At 73.0% G+C, this 13721-nt stretch carries 15 protein-coding genes; 9 read left to right on the top strand and 6 right to left on the bottom strand.

The annotated features are described in order from the left end of the window. Positions 1-13: 13 nt before the first annotated feature. Together QRX60_RS04860 and QRX60_RS04855 are read left to right on the top strand one after the other, a co-directional pair. Positions 14-1582, top strand: a complete 1569-nt coding sequence (locus tag QRX60_RS04860) for a sensor histidine kinase (protein WP_285999603.1) — start codon at positions 14-16, stop codon at positions 1580-1582. Further along, a complete protein-coding gene (locus QRX60_RS04855; RefSeq protein WP_285999602.1) occupies positions 1579-2253 on the top strand; it encodes a response regulator in 675 nt (224 codons plus the stop codon). The genes QRX60_RS04860 and QRX60_RS04855 overlap by 4 nt, the downstream gene beginning before the upstream one ends. Here the strand turns inward: QRX60_RS04855 and QRX60_RS04850 are convergent. Continuing rightward, positions 2198-3346: an FAD-dependent monooxygenase gene (locus tag QRX60_RS04850; RefSeq protein ID WP_285999601.1), complete on the bottom strand. Its 1149-nt coding sequence runs from the start codon at positions 3344-3346 to the stop codon at positions 2198-2200. The two genes, QRX60_RS04855 and QRX60_RS04850, sit on opposite strands and share 56 nt — an antisense overlap. Before the next feature lie 111 nt (positions 3347-3457). On the opposite strand from QRX60_RS04850, the gene QRX60_RS04845 reads away from it, so the two are divergent. After that, the gene (locus tag QRX60_RS04845) at positions 3458-3946 is read left to right on the top strand and encodes a TetR/AcrR family transcriptional regulator (protein WP_332845848.1); all 489 of its coding nucleotides are present in this window, start codon (positions 3458-3460) and stop codon (positions 3944-3946) included. A 133-nt stretch (positions 3947-4079) separates the two neighbouring features. Here the strand turns inward: QRX60_RS04845 and QRX60_RS04840 are convergent, their stop codons facing one another. The 4 genes from QRX60_RS04840 to QRX60_RS04825 all read right to left on the bottom strand — a co-directional run bounded on the left by QRX60_RS04840 (position 4080) and on the right by QRX60_RS04825 (position 9183). After that, positions 4080-4865: an ABC transporter permease gene (locus QRX60_RS04840; RefSeq protein WP_285999599.1), complete on the bottom strand. Its 786-nt coding sequence runs from the start codon at positions 4863-4865 to the stop codon at positions 4080-4082. After that, positions 4862-5776 (bottom strand): ATP-binding cassette domain-containing protein, encoded by a 915-nt coding sequence (locus QRX60_RS04835; RefSeq protein ID WP_285999598.1) that lies wholly within the window; start codon positions 5774-5776, stop codon positions 4862-4864. The genes QRX60_RS04840 and QRX60_RS04835 overlap by 4 nt, the downstream gene beginning before the upstream one ends. Positions 5777-5872: 96 nt before the next feature. Further along, positions 5873-8356, bottom strand: coding sequence for an ATP-dependent helicase HrpB (gene hrpB / locus QRX60_RS04830; RefSeq protein ID WP_285999597.1), 2484 nt, complete (start codon positions 8354-8356; stop codon positions 5873-5875). After that, on the bottom strand, positions 8353-9183 hold the full coding sequence (locus QRX60_RS04825) for a glutamate ABC transporter substrate-binding protein (protein WP_285999596.1): 831 nt from the start codon (positions 9181-9183) through the stop codon (positions 8353-8355). The genes hrpB and QRX60_RS04825 overlap by 4 nt, the downstream gene beginning before the upstream one ends. Positions 9184-9250: 67 nt before the next feature. Here QRX60_RS04825 and QRX60_RS04820 point away from each other — a divergent pair, with 67 nt between their 5' ends. The 6 genes from QRX60_RS04820 (at position 9251) to QRX60_RS04795 (ending at position 13140) form a co-directional block, all read left to right on the top strand. Continuing rightward, the gene (locus tag QRX60_RS04820) at positions 9251-9778 is read left to right on the top strand and encodes a MauE/DoxX family redox-associated membrane protein (protein WP_285999595.1); all 528 of its coding nucleotides are present in this window, start codon (positions 9251-9253) and stop codon (positions 9776-9778) included. 72 nt (positions 9779-9850) lie between these two features. Continuing rightward, on the top strand, positions 9851-10594 hold the full coding sequence (locus QRX60_RS04815; protein ID WP_285999594.1) for a DsbA family protein: 744 nt from the start codon (positions 9851-9853) through the stop codon (positions 10592-10594). A gap of 171 nt (positions 10595-10765) precedes the next feature. Next, positions 10766-11116: a hypothetical protein gene (locus QRX60_RS04810; RefSeq protein WP_285999593.1), complete on the top strand. Its 351-nt coding sequence runs from the start codon at positions 10766-10768 to the stop codon at positions 11114-11116. After that, positions 11113-12243: a C40 family peptidase gene (locus QRX60_RS04805; RefSeq protein WP_285999592.1), complete on the top strand. Its 1131-nt coding sequence runs from the start codon at positions 11113-11115 to the stop codon at positions 12241-12243. The genes QRX60_RS04810 and QRX60_RS04805 overlap by 4 nt, the downstream gene beginning before the upstream one ends. Before the next feature lie 10 nt (positions 12244-12253). Beyond that, positions 12254-12634, top strand: a complete 381-nt coding sequence (locus QRX60_RS04800; RefSeq protein WP_285999591.1) for a YbaB/EbfC family nucleoid-associated protein — start codon at positions 12254-12256, stop codon at positions 12632-12634. Positions 12635-12639: 5 nt separating this feature from the next. After that, positions 12640-13140, top strand: coding sequence for a YbaB/EbfC family nucleoid-associated protein (locus tag QRX60_RS04795; RefSeq protein WP_285999590.1), 501 nt, complete (start codon positions 12640-12642; stop codon positions 13138-13140). On the opposite strand, the gene QRX60_RS04790 is transcribed toward QRX60_RS04795, so the two are convergent. After that, positions 13137-13628, bottom strand: a complete 492-nt coding sequence (locus tag QRX60_RS04790; protein ID WP_285999589.1) for a mycothiol transferase — start codon at positions 13626-13628, stop codon at positions 13137-13139. The genes QRX60_RS04795 and QRX60_RS04790 overlap by 4 nt on opposite strands. Positions 13629-13721 lie beyond the last annotated feature (93 nt).

The raw sequence follows: 13721 nt of genomic DNA, 5'->3' as shown, positions 1-13721 counted from the left end.
TAGCTTCGAAGCCGTGCGGGAGGTGACGAAGCGCCGGTGGCGCGTGGTGCTCGACGTGCTGCTCGGGCTGTTCCTCGCGTTCATCGTCGCCTCGGAGACGGTCGGCTCCCGGTCGTGGTGGGAGCTGGCGGGCGGCCTCGCCGTCGTCGCCGGCTCGGTCGCGACGGCCCGGCGGTACCCCGCCGTCTCGCTCGGCATCGCCCTGGCCGGCGCGCTGGCGGTGCCGTTCCCGTACGGCGACCGCGTGCCCGTCTGGGTGGTGTTCGTGCTGGTCGCGATGTGCTACCAGGCCGCGCTGCGGATGGAGCGCGCCCGCCCGGGCCTGCTGCTCGGCGCGGCCGTGGTGGTGCTCGGCCTGCCGCTCGCGCTGCTGGTCGCCCCCGACGGCGTCGGGGACTGGGCCGCGATGGTCGCGATCCTCGTCTTCGCCGGGCTCTCGCCGTGGCTGCTCGGCCGGTACGTCCGGCTGCGTGGCGAGCTGGCCCGCACGGGCTGGCGGCGCGCGGAGGAGATGGAGAGCCGGCAGCGGCTCGTCGCCGACCAGGCCCGGCTGCGCGAACGCGCGCGGATCGCCAGCGACATGCACGACTCGCTGGGCCACGAGCTCAGCCTGATCGCGGTCCGCGCGGCGGCCCTGGAGGTCGCCGGCGGGCTGGACGACGGCCAGCGCGACGCGGCGGCGCAGCTGCGGACCAGCGCCGCGGCCGCGACCGAACGGCTGCGGGAGATCATCGGCGTCCTGCGCGAGGACGCCGCGCCGGTCGAGCCGGTGCAGGGCGACCTGGGCGAGCTGGTCGCCCGCGCCCGCGCGTCCGGGCTGCTCATCGATTCCACAATGGACAATGCGCTGGCGCCGCCGATGGTCGCCAGGGCCGCCTACCGCGTGGTGCAGGAAGCCCTGACCAACGTGGCGAAGCACGCGCCGGGTGCGGCCGTGACCGTGCGCGTGACCAGTACCGGCTCGCAGACCTCGGTGAGCGTCGTGAACGCGCCGCGGCCCGCCGGGCCGCTGCCGGGGACCGCGTCGGGACATCGGGGCCTGATCGGGCTGCGCGAGCGCGTCCGGCTCGTCGGCGGGACGCTGCAGGCCGGGCCCCGCGACGGCGGGTTCGCCGTCACCGCGACGCTGCCGCACGACGCCGCGCCGGTCGAGGAGACGCCGGAGCTGCGGGAGGCGGCCGACGACGCCGTCGGGCAGTCGACGTCCGCCCGGGCGCTGGAGCTGGCCCGCCGTGACGTCCGGCGCAGCCTGGTCCTGGCGGTCGCCGTCCCGCTGGCGCTGTTCGGGCTGGTCCTCGCGATCGGCGGGATCGTGTTCCTCTACCAGTGGAACTCCTCGGAGCTGCCCGCTCCGGTCTACGAGCGGATGCGGCTCGGGCAGTTCCGGACCGAGCTGGCGCTGCCGGAACGCCAGCGCGCCGCGCGCCCCACGCGGGGCGAGCCGCCGGCGGTACCCGGTGCCGTGTGCGAGTACTACGGCGCCGGACGCTCGTTCCTGAACGACGACTACGCCGCCTATCGGCTCTGCTTCGCCGAGGGGAAGCTGGTTTCCAAGGACTGGTTCGCCGAGGGGGGATCGTGATCAGGGTCGTGCTGGCCGACGACGAGGCGCTGATGCGGGCGGGGGTGGCGGCGATCCTCGGCGCGGACCCCGGGATCGAGGTCGTCGCCGAGGCCGGGGACGGGCGTTCGGCGGTGTCGCAGGCGCTCGCCACGCACCCGGACGTCGTGCTGCTGGACATCCGGATGCCCGGGCTGGACGGGCTGGGCGCGGCGGCGGAGATCCGGCGGCTGCTGCCGTCGACCGGCGTCATCATGCTGACCACGTTCGGCGAGGACGAGTACATCGAGCGCGCGCTGGGGCTCGGCGCGGGCGGGTTCCTGCTCAAGTCCGGTGACCCGCGCGAGCTGATGGCCGGCATCCACGCCGTCGCCGACGGGGCCGCGTTCCTCTCGCCGAAGGTGGCGCAGCGGGTGATCGCGCGGCTGTCGGGCAGCCGGCTTTCCCGGGCCGCCGCGGCGCGGGAGAAGATCGCCGTCCTGACGCCGCGCGAGCGGGAAGTGCTGGCGCTGGTGGGCTCCGGACTGTCCAATGCGGACATTGCGGCGAAGATGTTCGTCGTCGAGGGCACGGTGAAGGCGCACGTGAGCACGATCCTGACCCGGCTCGGGGCGAAGAACCGGGTGCAGGCGGCGATCACGGCGTACGAGGCGGGGCTGGTCGGGGGAGACGCGGAGGCCGCCACCCCGTGATCTCCTTGCCGACCCGGACGGTCACCTGCGCCGGCAGGGCCTTCAGCAGGGCGGTGCGGATCCTGATCGCGGCCGGGCTGCTCAGCTGCGGGCCGAGCTTGCCCATCCGGACGGACTCGCGGGCCACTTTCTGGCTGCGTGGCCGCCTTTCCCGGTCGTAGCGTGCCAGCGCGGCCACCGTCGTGTCCTCTGTGGACACCGCGTGGGCGAGCACCATGGCGTCTTCGAGGGCCTGGCAGCCGCCCTGGCCGAGGAAGGGCGGCATCGCGTGGGCGGCGTCGCCGAGCAGCGCGATCCGGCCGCGGACGTACGTGTCGAGCGGGGTGCCGAGGTGGTCGAGGTCGTGGTAGAGCACGGCTTCCGGCGGGGTGGCGTCGATCAGCGCCGGGATCGGGTCGTGCCAGTCCGCGAAGTGCCGCTGCAGGTATTCCTTGGGGTCTTCCGGCCGGCGGCCGGGCTCCGTGACGTAGGAGACCCACCAGTAGACGTCGTCGCCGGTCAGCGGGAGGACGCCGATCTCGGTGCCGCGGTCGAAGCTGGTGCTGAGCCGGGCGCCGGGGAACTTCGTGACGCCGCGGAACGCCGTGCTGCCACTGAAGACCGGCTCGGGGTGGTGCGGGAAGAGCGCGTGGCGGATCGGGCTGCGGATGCCGTCGGCGGCGACGACGAGGTCGGCCCGGAGCTCTCCGCCGGTGAAGCGGACTCGCCCGTCTTCGCGGACTTCGGTGACTTCGGCGCCGGTCTTCAGGCTCTCGGCCGGGACGGCGTTCCGGAGGGCGGCGATGAGGTCCCGCCGGTGGATGGCGCCGAGCGGCCGGCCGTGGATGCGTTCGAAGGCGGCGGTGTCGTAGCGCGTGACCCGCCGGCCGCGCCGGTCCCGGAAGCCGCCTTCGTGCTGGGCGGCGAGGTGTTCCCCCAGGTCGACGCCGAGCTCGTCCAGGCAGCGCAGGGCGTTCGGCCAGAGCGAGATCCCGGCGCCGACGTCGCCGAACTCCTCGGCTTGTTCGAGCACGGTGACCGTCCAGCCGACGGCGTGGAGCCCGGCCGCCGCCCCCAGGCCGCCGATGCCGCCTCCGACCACTATCGCGTGCATGTCGCCTCCTCTACAGGTGTAGAGGACTCTACACCTGTAGAGTGCTGCGGTGTGGCAGACCGGGTGAACGTGATCGGCGACGCGGCGATCGAGGTGATCGCGGCGGAGGGGATGCGCGGGCTGACCCACCGGGCGGTCGACCGCGAGGCGGGCCTGCCGGTGGGCTCGACGTCGTACTACGCGCGGACCCGGGCGGCGCTGCTGGAGCTGGCGATCGCGCGGATCATCGAACTGGACAGCGTGGACGCGGAGCCGCCGCCGGGCGGGCTGGCGGAGTCCATGGCCGGCTACGTCCACGAGGCGATCACCACCGGCCGCACGCGGATGCTGGCCCGGTACGAGTTCGCGCTGGAGGCCACCCGGCGCCCCGAGCTGCGGAGGGTTTACGACGAAGGCGGGTTGTCGATCCGCCGCCGGGCCGCGGAGGTGCTGGCGGCCCGCGGCTCTCCGGAACCGGAGCGCCACGCGACAGTGGTGGTGAACTGGATGGAGGGGACGATCTTCGACGCACTGGCCGGCACGGGATCGCTGGCGCCGCCCGGGCCGGCGGCTCTGCGGTCGAGCGCCCGGGAGGTGCTGGCGGGCATCGGGGTGGCTTGAGCCCGGTTGTCCACAGCCATGGTGGGATGTGGGCAACCGGGCTCCGACGGCCGTCTTCGGGGGCTTTCCGTCGGGCGGGCCGGATACGCTGGAAGCGGGGGCAGTCCCCAGGGAGGGCGGGCCGTCGGGCCGGTCAGGCGTCCCGGCGGTGCAGCACCGCTCCACCCGCCAGCAGCGCCGCCCCGGCCCAAGCCGCGCAGATCAGCAACCCGACCCAAGGCGCGTACGGCGCCACCGACTGGGTCACCGGGTTGGTTTGCCCCGACTCGACCATCGCGTTCAGCCCGGCGATCCCCGGGAAGTACGGCACCAGCTCCGGCAGCCCCAGCGAGCCCACGATCAGCGGTACCGGCAGCAGCAGCACGATCACCGCCACCAGCGTCCCCGCCGCGCTGCGCAACGCCCATGCGATACCCGTGCACAGGATCCCCAGCAGGGCGAAGTACCCGCCTGTCCCCACGGCCGCCGTGAAGGTCGCCGAGAAGCTGGTGGGCAGGCCGTGGCCGTCCTTCACCGCGCTCGCCAGACCCGTTCCCGCGCCCGACAGCACCACGCCCGCCACGAACAGCACCGGCAGCAGCACCGCCGCCTTCGCCAGCGCCACGCGGGAGCGCGCCGGGACCCACAGCAGCGTCGACCGGATGCCGCCGCCCGCGTACTCGCTCGTCACGAACAGGGTCGCCACCGCGATCACCGCGAACTGCGTCAGGTAGAACCCGCCGCCGATGGCGATGGTGTGGCCGCCCATCGGCTGGTCTCCGTCGTAGCGCTGGGCGATCGCCGACAGGGTGCTGTAGCCCAGCATCAACGCCGCCGCGCCGGTCAGGCACCACCACGTCGCCCGGACCGACCAGAACTTCGTCCACTCCGCGGCCACCGCGCCCGGCAGCCCGCCGCCGCGAACCTCGACCGTAGTCATGCCGACACCCCGTACTCCACCGAAGAAGCGGTCAGTTCCATGTACGCCTGCTCGAGCGACGCCGTCCGCTCGGCGAGCCCGTGCACGCGGATCCTCAGTTCGTGCACCAGGTCGCCGACGCGGGTGACGTCGAGGTCGTCCACCACCAGCTCGCCCGGTTCGCCGGGGTGCGTCGATCCGCCCTCGGCGCGCAGCCGCCGGTCCAGCTCGGCGCGCTCGCCGTCGGCCGGGACGCGCACCGAGACCGTCGTGCGGGAGTTGCCCGCGATGAACTCCGCGATCGGCGCGTCGGCCAGCAGCTTGCCCTTGCCGATCACGATCAGGTGGTCGGCGGTCAGCTGCATCTCGCTCATCAGGTGGCTGGAGACGAACACCGTCCGCCCCTCGGCGGCCAGCGAGCGCATCAGCTGCCGGACCCAGCGGACGCCGTCCGGGTCGAGGCCGTTGACCGGCTCGTCGAACATCAGGATGCCCGGGTCGCCGAGCAGCGCGCCGGCGATGCCGAGCCGCTGGCCCATGCCGAGCGAAAACTGGCCGGCCCGCTTGCCGGCGACGTCCGAAAGCCCGACGGTGGCCAGCACCTCTTCGACGCGGCTCGTCGCGATCCCGTTGCTGCGCGCCATGGCCGTGAGGTGCTTCCCGGCGCTGCGGCCGGGGTGCAGCGCCTTCGCGTCGAGCAGCGCGCCGACCTCGCGCAGCGGGTGTCGCAGCTCGGCGTAGCGCCGGCCGCCGACGAGCACCTCCCCTTCCTGCGGGTGGTCGAGCCCGACGGTCATCCGCATGGTCGTCGACTTCCCGGCGCCGTTGGGGCCGAGGAAGCCGGTCACGTGACCCGGCGCGACGTCGCAGGTCAGCGCGTCGACGACGGTCTTCTCCCCGTAGCGCTTCGTCAATCCTCGAAGCGTGATCATGAATCCCTCCCGGTGTTGCGCCTGTACACCGGAAGTGTGGGCTTTCCGCCGGGCCGGCGGCATCGGCCGACGGTCACGGCCGACCCCCGACTTTCGTCAGGTCCGGCGGCGGGTGTGCCGGGTCGGGACGGCGGTGGCCGGGTCTTCGGGCCACGGGTGCTTCGGGTAGCGGCCGCGCAGGTCGGCGCGCACCGACGGGTAGCCGGTGGTCCAGAACGACCCGAGGTCGGCGGTGATCGCCGCCGGGCGGCCGGCGGGGGAGAGCAGGTGCAGGACCACCGGGACGCCGGCCAGCGTGGGGGTTTCGGTCCAGCCGAAGGTTTCCTGCAGCTTGACGGCGAGCACCGGCTGGTCGCCGTGGTAGTCGACGCGCGGGTGCGAGCCACTCGGGACTTCGAGGCGATCCGGGGCCAGCTCGTCCAGCTTGGCCGCTTCCGGCCACGGCAGGAGGGCCTTGAGGGCGGTGCCGGCGTTGATGGTCGCCAGGTCCGACTTGCGCCGGGCTCCGGAGAGGTCGACCCATCTGTCCACATCGGACAGCAGGGTGGCGTCGTCGACCGCGGGCCACGGTTCGCCGAGGACGCGGTGCAGGAAAGCCATCCGCTCGCGCAGGCGGGTCGCGTCCTGGCTCCATTTCAGGAGGCCGAGTCCTTCGGTCTTCAGGCCGGTGACGAGCGCATCGTGCACGCTCGCGTCACGCAGGGGCCGTTCGGAGAGGATGATGGCGCCGAGCTTGCGGACGCGCCGCGCGACGACGTCGCCGTCCCAGGTGACTTCGTCCACTTCGGACACGGGGCCGACGCGCGTGGCGAGGGTTTCGTCGGCGGCCGCGGCGAGGCGGATGGTGCCGTGCACGCGGCCGGGGTCGCGCGTCGCTTCGGCGATGGCCAGCCACTCGGAGTCGAGGCCGCTGCCGGGTGGGAGTTCGGCCGCGGTGCCGCCGGCCATGAGGTAGACGGGCGCGCCCCCGGGACGTCGCCGGGCGAGCCGCTCCGGATGCGCGAGCGCGACGACCAGCGCGGCATCAGGCCGGGGTGGCGTGGCCCGATGGTCCGTGAAGGCCTCCTTCCCGGCTCTTATGGCCGGTAAGGAGTCCTTCACGGCTTTTACGGCCGGTAAGGAGGCCTTCACGGCTTTTGCGCCGGTGCTGTTCGCGACCAGCCCCTCCAGGCGCCGGGCGTCTCGTTTCCAGCGGCGCGAGCCTTCGTCGCCGGCCGAGCGTAGGCGGCGCAGCTCCGCCTCCACGTCCGTCAGCGTCGCGCCCGCGTCCAGCAGCGCCACCACCTCGGCCGCGTTCCGCGCGCCTACCGCCTCGGCGCCGTCGAGCAACGCCCGCGCCAGCCGGGGGTGCAGTCCCAGCTCGGCCATCCGGCGACCCCGCGCGGTCACCACGCCGTCCGAGGTCGCACCCAGCGCGGCCAGCAGCGCGCGCCCCGCCGCCAGGGCGCCCTCGCCCGGCGGGTCCCACCAGGCCAGCCCGCTGCCGTCCGGCGTCGACCAGCAGGCCAGCTCCAACGCCAGCCGCGCCAGTTCGGCCGTGCGGATCTCCGGCTCCGGATACGCCGGAAGCAAGGACTGTTCGTTCTCCGCCCAGCAGCGGTACGCCCGCCCCGGCCCTTCGCGGCCCGCGCGGCCCGAACGCTGCGTCGCCACCGCGGCCGACACCCGGACCGTCGCCAGGCCGGGCAGGCCCCGCCGGTGGTCCACCCGCGGCACCCGCGCCAGCCCCGAATCCACCACCGCGCGCACGCCCGGCACGGTCAGGCTCGACTCCGCCACGGCCGTCGCCAGCACGACCCGCCGCCGGTCGCGCGGCCGCAGCGCGTCGTCCTGGTGGGCCGCCGAGAGCCGCCCGTGCAGCGGCAGGACGTCCACCTCGGGCAACCGCAGCAACCCCGACGTCCGCGCGATCTCGCCCGCGCCCGGGAGGAAAGCGAGCACGTCACCGTCCCCTGAGGACAGTGCCGTCCGCACCGCCCGGGCGACGCAGGCTTCGATGCGTTCGTTCCGCGCGGGCGGGACGTACGAGAAAGTCACGGGATAGGCCGGCGCGGTGGCCGTGATCACCGGGGCGTCACCGAGGAGCGTGGCGAGCCGGCCCGCGGCCACCGTCGCCGACGTCGCCAGCAGCCGCAGGTCGTCGCGCAGCCCCGCGCGGACGTCGAGCAGCAACGCCAGCAGCAGGTCCGCGTCCAGGTGGCGCTCGTGGCACTCGTCCAGCAGCACGGTCGACACGCCGGGCAGCTCCGGGTCGCCCTGCACGCGCCGCACCAGCAGCCCGGACGTCACGACCTCGATCCGCGTCCGCGCCGAAACCTTCCGGTCGCCGCGCACGGCGTAGCCCACCGTCTCGCCGACCGGCTCGCCCAGGATCGCCGCCATCCGGCCCGCCGCGGCCCGCGCCGCCAGCCGCCGCGGCTCGGCGACCACCACGCGGCCACCCGAAGTGGCCAGCGCCAGCGGCACCAGCGTCGTCTTCCCCGTCCCGGGCGGCGCGACGAGGACCGCGGTGCCGTGGGCGTCCAAGGCGGCGACCACCTCGGGCAGGACGGAACGGACCGGCAGGTCGGGCAGCTTCACTTCTCGGTGACCTCGGGCGGGGCGGGCAGCTGGTAACCGGACGGCCCGATGTTCGCGTTGAGCGAGCGCAGCCATTCGCCGGAGGAGATCATCTTGCGGATCGCGTCGTCGACCGCGTTCACGCCCTGGGTGTCGCCCTTGCGCAGGCCGACGCCGTAGCTTTCCTTCGAGAACGGCTTCCCGACGACCTTCAGCAACTCGGGGTCACGCGTGACGTAGCCCGCGAGGATCACCCCGTCGGTGGTCATCGCGTCGACCTGGCCGGCGAGCAGCGCGGTCACGCAGTCCGGGTAGCGCGGGTACTCGACCAGCTGCACGGCCTGCGCGAACCTGTCCTTCACCTGCTGCGCGGGCGTCGAGCCGGTGACCGAGCACAGCCGCCGCCCGTTGAGCGTCTCCGGGCCGGTGATGTCCGGTGACGTGCGCCGCACCAGCAGGTCCTGCCCGGTGGTGAAGTACGGCCCGGCGAACGCCACCTGCTGCTTGCGCTTGTCGGTGATCGAATAGGTCGCGACGACCAGGTCGACCGCGCCGGAGGTGAGGTCCGTTTCGCGTGTCGCGGACGTCGTCTCGCGCCACGTGATGTCCTTCGCGGCGACCCCCAGTTCCGAGGCGACGAAAGTCGCGACGTCGACGTCGAACCCGACGAACCGGCCGTCCACGGTGCGCTCGGAAAGGCCCGGCGCGTCGAACCGGATGCCGATGGTCAGGTGATCCGTGGCACTGGCGCGGGTCACCAGCGAGTCGGTCGGCGAGACGGTGCTCGGGCCGCACGCCGACACCGTGACCAGCAACAACAGTGCACCGAGGAGCGTGCGCCACCGCATACCGCCGCTCCCTCCACCGCCGCCGTGCCCTCACGTAGTTCTCAGGTCCTCCCGTTAGCCTAGGTGCGTGGTGCGACCGTCCCAACCCGTACTGGACGCCGTCGGCACGCTCGCCCGGGTCGGGCTGGCGGCCGTCTGGCTCGTTTCGGGTGCGCTCAAGCTGGCGGATCCGGGTCAGACGCTGATCGCGGTGAAGGCCTACGACGTGCTGCCCGACGCACTCGCCAACGTGGTGGCCATCGCGCTGCCGCTCGTCGAGCTCGTGCTCGGGCTGTTCCTGCTCGCCGGCCTGGCGACCCGGTGGGTGGCCGGTGCCGCGCTGGTGCTGCTGCTGGTGCTCATCGCCGGGATCGTCCAGTCGTGGGCGCGCGGGCTGAGCATCGACTGCGGCTGCTTCGGCGGCGGCGGCCAGGTGGCGGCGGGGCAGACCGAGTACCCGCAGGAGATCCTCCGCGACTCCGGCTTCGCGCTGCTGGCCGTCTGGCTGCTGGCGCGGCCGTGGACCCGGCTGTCGCTCGACGGCTGGCTCGCGCGGGGTCGCGGGAACTCCACCGAGCCCGCGCACGACTACTCGGGTATCGCGGAAGGGAACTGATACACAGTGGGTGGAGCTGAGCGGACCGCTCGGAAGCGTCGTCAGGCCGCGCAGGCGGGCGGAGCGAGGGCGGTGGCCCAGGCCAGGGGCGCGTCCGGGGACAAGCGGAAGTGGATCATCGGGATCGGTGCCGTGGTCGTCGTGGCCGCGCTCGTGATCGGCGGCGTGATCTGGACGATCTCGGACAAGAACAAGACCGAGGGCCAGATCATCAACCCCGGCCAGACCACGAGCTCGCTGGCCGGCGACGTGACGCAGAAGCGCGACGGCGTCGTCGTCACCGTCGGCAAGGCGGGCGCGAAGGCCTCGATCGACGTCTACGCCGACTTCCTCTGCCCGATCTGCGGCCAGTTCGAGAAGACCTACAAGACCGACGTCGAGCAGGCGATCAACGACGGCAAGCTGCAGGTGCGCTACCACATGGTGCCGCTGCTCAACGACCGCTCGGACCCGCCCGGCTACTCGCTCGACTCGGCGAACGCGGCGCTGGCCGCCGCCGACGCCGGCAAGTTCCTCCAGTTCCACGACGCGCTGTTCGCGAACCAGCCTGAAGAGGGCAAGCGCGGCTACGACAAGGCCCAGCTGATCAAGCTCGGCCAGGACGTCGGCATCACCGACCCGGCGTTCTCCCAGACCGTCAACGCGGGCACGTACGACCAGCAGATCAACGCCGCTTTCCAGCAGATCGAGAACGACCCGAAGCTGGCGCAGGACTTCGGCAACGGGCAGAGCGGCTTCGGCACGCCGACGGTCACGGCGAACGGCAAGATCGTCAGCTGGCAGGACCCGGGCTGGCTCGCGAAGGTCACCGGCTGAGTCCGGGCAATTCGCCCACTCGGGCACGGACCGTGGACTAGGCTGGATCCCGCAGCATCTCTTTCGGGGGTCCGGGTGGCGGAGCCCCCGGCCCGGGCGAAGCCCGGATGTCGCAGCAGGGGAACCGGGGGTCGCGCGCGCACGTCGCACCTCCGGTGACAGGGAGGGCCAGTGGACGGTTCGCATCAGGGGTTTCACGTCGACGACGGCGCGTACGCGCGGTACGCCCGCGAGGTCGATCCGCTCGGTGACGACGTCAAGGGCGCGGCCGACAAGCACGTCGGCCCGCACGTGACGCTCGGCGGCCACGGCTTCTCCGAGATGGGCGGCGAGTCCGGCTTCTCCGGCGCCTACAGCGGCCGGATGCGCGCGCTGCAGGAGCGGATGCACCGCGTCGGCGGCGGCTGGCGGCAGGTCGGCGACGCGGCCCGGCAGACCGACCGCAACTACGCGGCCGTCGAGGCCGAGCACGGCGATGTCGTCCGGCGCCTCGGCGGCGACCTCGGGCAGGACCGCGCGTGACCGAGCACCACACCGACCAGCTCGTCCGGCACAGCCTGGACACGACGAACCAGTTCGCGCAGAAGCTGCGCCACGACCCGGCCGCGATCAGCGGCGCGCGCGACGCGCACGTCGCGCTGCAGACGTCGGTGGGGCGGACCCGCGACACGGCGGCCGACCAGCGCGTCAACCTCGCCTCCGCCAGCTCAGGCTCGACGACCGACCGCGCCACCGCGACGTCGCAGAGCCTCGAGAAGGAGGTCCAGGACCTCCTCGACGAGAGCGCCGAGATCGAGAAGGCCGTCGCCGAGGCGGCCGAGAGCCTGCACGTCGGCGAGATCAAGAACGACCAGGTCCGCGACCGGATCATCAAGGAGATCTCGGCGGCGATGAAGGCGCTGGCGGCGGTCAAGTCGATCCAGCCGCCGGAGAGCCGCGCCGCGGTGTCGCGCGACATCCTGATGAAGCTGCAGACCAAGATCAGCCAGCTCACCGGCCAGGCCGCGACCTTCAGCGAGCAGACGATCAACCAGCTCACCGACATCGGCACGCGGCTCGGCGGCGGTGAGCAGACGACGTCGGCGAGCAGCGCGTCCTCGACGAAGGTGGGCTCGTCCTTCAACAGCAACAGCGGCTACTCCGGCGGTGGGGACTCCGGAGGCGGCGGCGGTGGGGGAGGCGGCGGTGGCGGGGGCGGCGGCACCGTGCACAAGCCGCGGCTGCCGGTCGCGATCCCGCCGCAGCCCGGCTCCGGCGTCGCGATCAACCTGCCCGGCGGCAAGCAGGTCATGGCGCCCAACGAAACCGCGGCGAAGGCCGTGCGCAACGCGCTTTCGCAGCTCGGCGTGCCCTACGTCTGGGGCGGGACGGCGCGCGGCCAGGGGCTGGACTGCAGCGGCCTGACCATGACGTCGTACCAGGACGCGGGCCTGCAGCTGCCGCGGACGGCGGCGCAGCAGACGGTCGGGGCCGAGGTGCCTTCGATCGACCAGCTGCTGCCGGGCGACCTGGTCGTCTGGTCCGGGCACGTGGCGATGGTGATCGGCGACGGCCAGATGATCGAGGCCGGCGACCCGGTGCAGATCAGCAAGATCCGCACCACGAACGCGGGACAGTCGTTCATCGGCTTCTACCGCCCGACGGGCTAGGTTTCCTCACGTGGCCGAATTCGACATGGACCTCGCGGCGGCGCGCGTCGCCGAACAGGCGGAACGGGCGGGTGCGGAGGCGTCCGCGCGCTTCGAGCGCTCGGGTCCGGTGGTGGGCAAGGCGTCGTCCGGTGACGGCGCCATCGAGGTCCAGGTGGCGCCCGGCGGGCTGCTGACGGGCGTGACGATCCACCGGTCGGCGCTGCGCCACGGGTCGTCGGTCCTCGCCGACCAGATCCTGGAGCTGGCCCAGCGCGCGACCCGCCGCGCGGGCGACAAGATGTACCACGCGCTGGCGCCGGTGGTGGACGCGTCGCAGCTGGAAGTCCTGGGCTACGAACCGATCCCGGACGACGACCCGGACGCCGACACCTACTCGTACGGAAGGTGAGCTCGATGCCCACGACGCGTGAGCTGATCTCCCAGGCCCGGGCGCGCGAAGAGGCGATGTCGCGCGTGGACGAGCTCCTGGCGTCGGCCTCGGGCACGGCCCACGACATCGACGGCCAGGTGGAGGCGACGGTCGACGGACGCGGCAAGCTGCTGCGGCTGTGGCTGGCCCCGTCGGCGGTGAACCTGGGCGAAGGCCTGGGGCCGCTGGTGGTGGAGATCGCCCAGGCGGCCATGCGCGAGGCGACCCAGGACGGTTACAACAAGGTCGCCCTGCTGCTCGGTGAAGACATGACCTCCATGATCGAGCAGATGACGGGGATGTCCGCACCGGCCCGGGCCGAGGACGACGACCCGGGGATGACGGTCGAGGAGTTCCAGCGGCTGCGGGCGGAGCGGCTCGGCGCCGCCCCGCAGGCCACTGCGGCTCCGGCGCCCGCGAGTACCGAGGACGAGGACGCGTACTGGGAGTCCTTCGACCCGGCTTCGCTGCGCTCGGATCGCTAGTTCAGCTGGGCCGTGGAGTTCGCGCCGTCCAGGGATTCCCGGATGATGTCCGCGTGGCCCGCGTGCTGGGCCGTCTCGTGGATCAGGTGCAGCACGATCCGCCGGGCCGACCAGAACTGCGGCTCCGGCGGTGACCACGGCGTCTTCGGCAGCTGAACCTCGACGTCCAGCGAAGGCAGGGAAGCCACGTACGCGTCGAACTCGGCAGCGGCCGCGGCGTAGGCCGACAACCAGTGCGAGAGCGTCTCGCTCATCGAATACTGTGCCGTGTCCAGCATGCCGTCCGGGAGCGAGCCGTCCGCGGACTTCAGGACCTGGAGCCACATGCGCTCGCCCGTCGCGAGGTGGCGGATCAGGCCGCCCAGGGTCAGCTCGCTGACCGTCGTGCGTTTCGCCGCGTCGGCGTCCGAGATGTCGCGGACCGGGATCAGCAAGCGCTTCCGCACTTCCGCCAGCAGGCCCAGGAGGTCTTCGTGTTCGCGAGTCATGGGGCGACCGTAGAACCGAATTAGGCCAGCGGATGACCGCAATCGCAATCCCGGTGAGCGGAAACCGAGTTCGGTCAGAGGTCTGGACCAACG

Source organism: Amycolatopsis mongoliensis, from assembly GCF_030285665.1.
Taxonomy (GTDB): domain Bacteria; phylum Actinomycetota; class Actinomycetes; order Mycobacteriales; family Pseudonocardiaceae; genus Amycolatopsis; species Amycolatopsis mongoliensis.
Note: the sequence above shows the minus strand (reverse complement) of the source record. Positions and strands in the feature narration are given on the sequence as shown.

Bases quoted from the DNA above. Each gene is read 5' to 3' on its own strand.
- QRX60_RS04850 (WP_285999601.1), bottom strand. From the start codon at position 3,346: ATGCACGCGATAGTGGTCGGAGGCGGCATCGGCGGCCTGGGGGCGGCG.
- QRX60_RS04845 (WP_332845848.1), top strand. From the start codon at position 3,458: ATGCGCGGGCTGACCCACCGGGCGGTCGACCGCGAGGCGGGCCTGCCG.
- QRX60_RS04840 (WP_285999599.1), bottom strand. From the start codon at position 4,865: ATGACTACGGTCGAGGTTCGCGGCGGCGGGCTGCCGGGCGCGGTGGCC.
- QRX60_RS04835 (WP_285999598.1), bottom strand. From the start codon at position 5,776: ATGATCACGCTTCGAGGATTGACGAAGCGCTACGGGGAGAAGACCGTC.
- QRX60_RS04825 (WP_285999596.1), bottom strand. From the start codon at position 9,183: ATGCGGTGGCGCACGCTCCTCGGTGCACTGTTGTTGCTGGTCACGGTG.
- QRX60_RS04795 (WP_285999590.1), top strand. From the start codon at position 12,640: ATGCCCACGACGCGTGAGCTGATCTCCCAGGCCCGGGCGCGCGAAGAG.
- QRX60_RS04790 (WP_285999589.1), bottom strand. From the start codon at position 13,628: ATGACTCGCGAACACGAAGACCTCCTGGGCCTGCTGGCGGAAGTGCGG.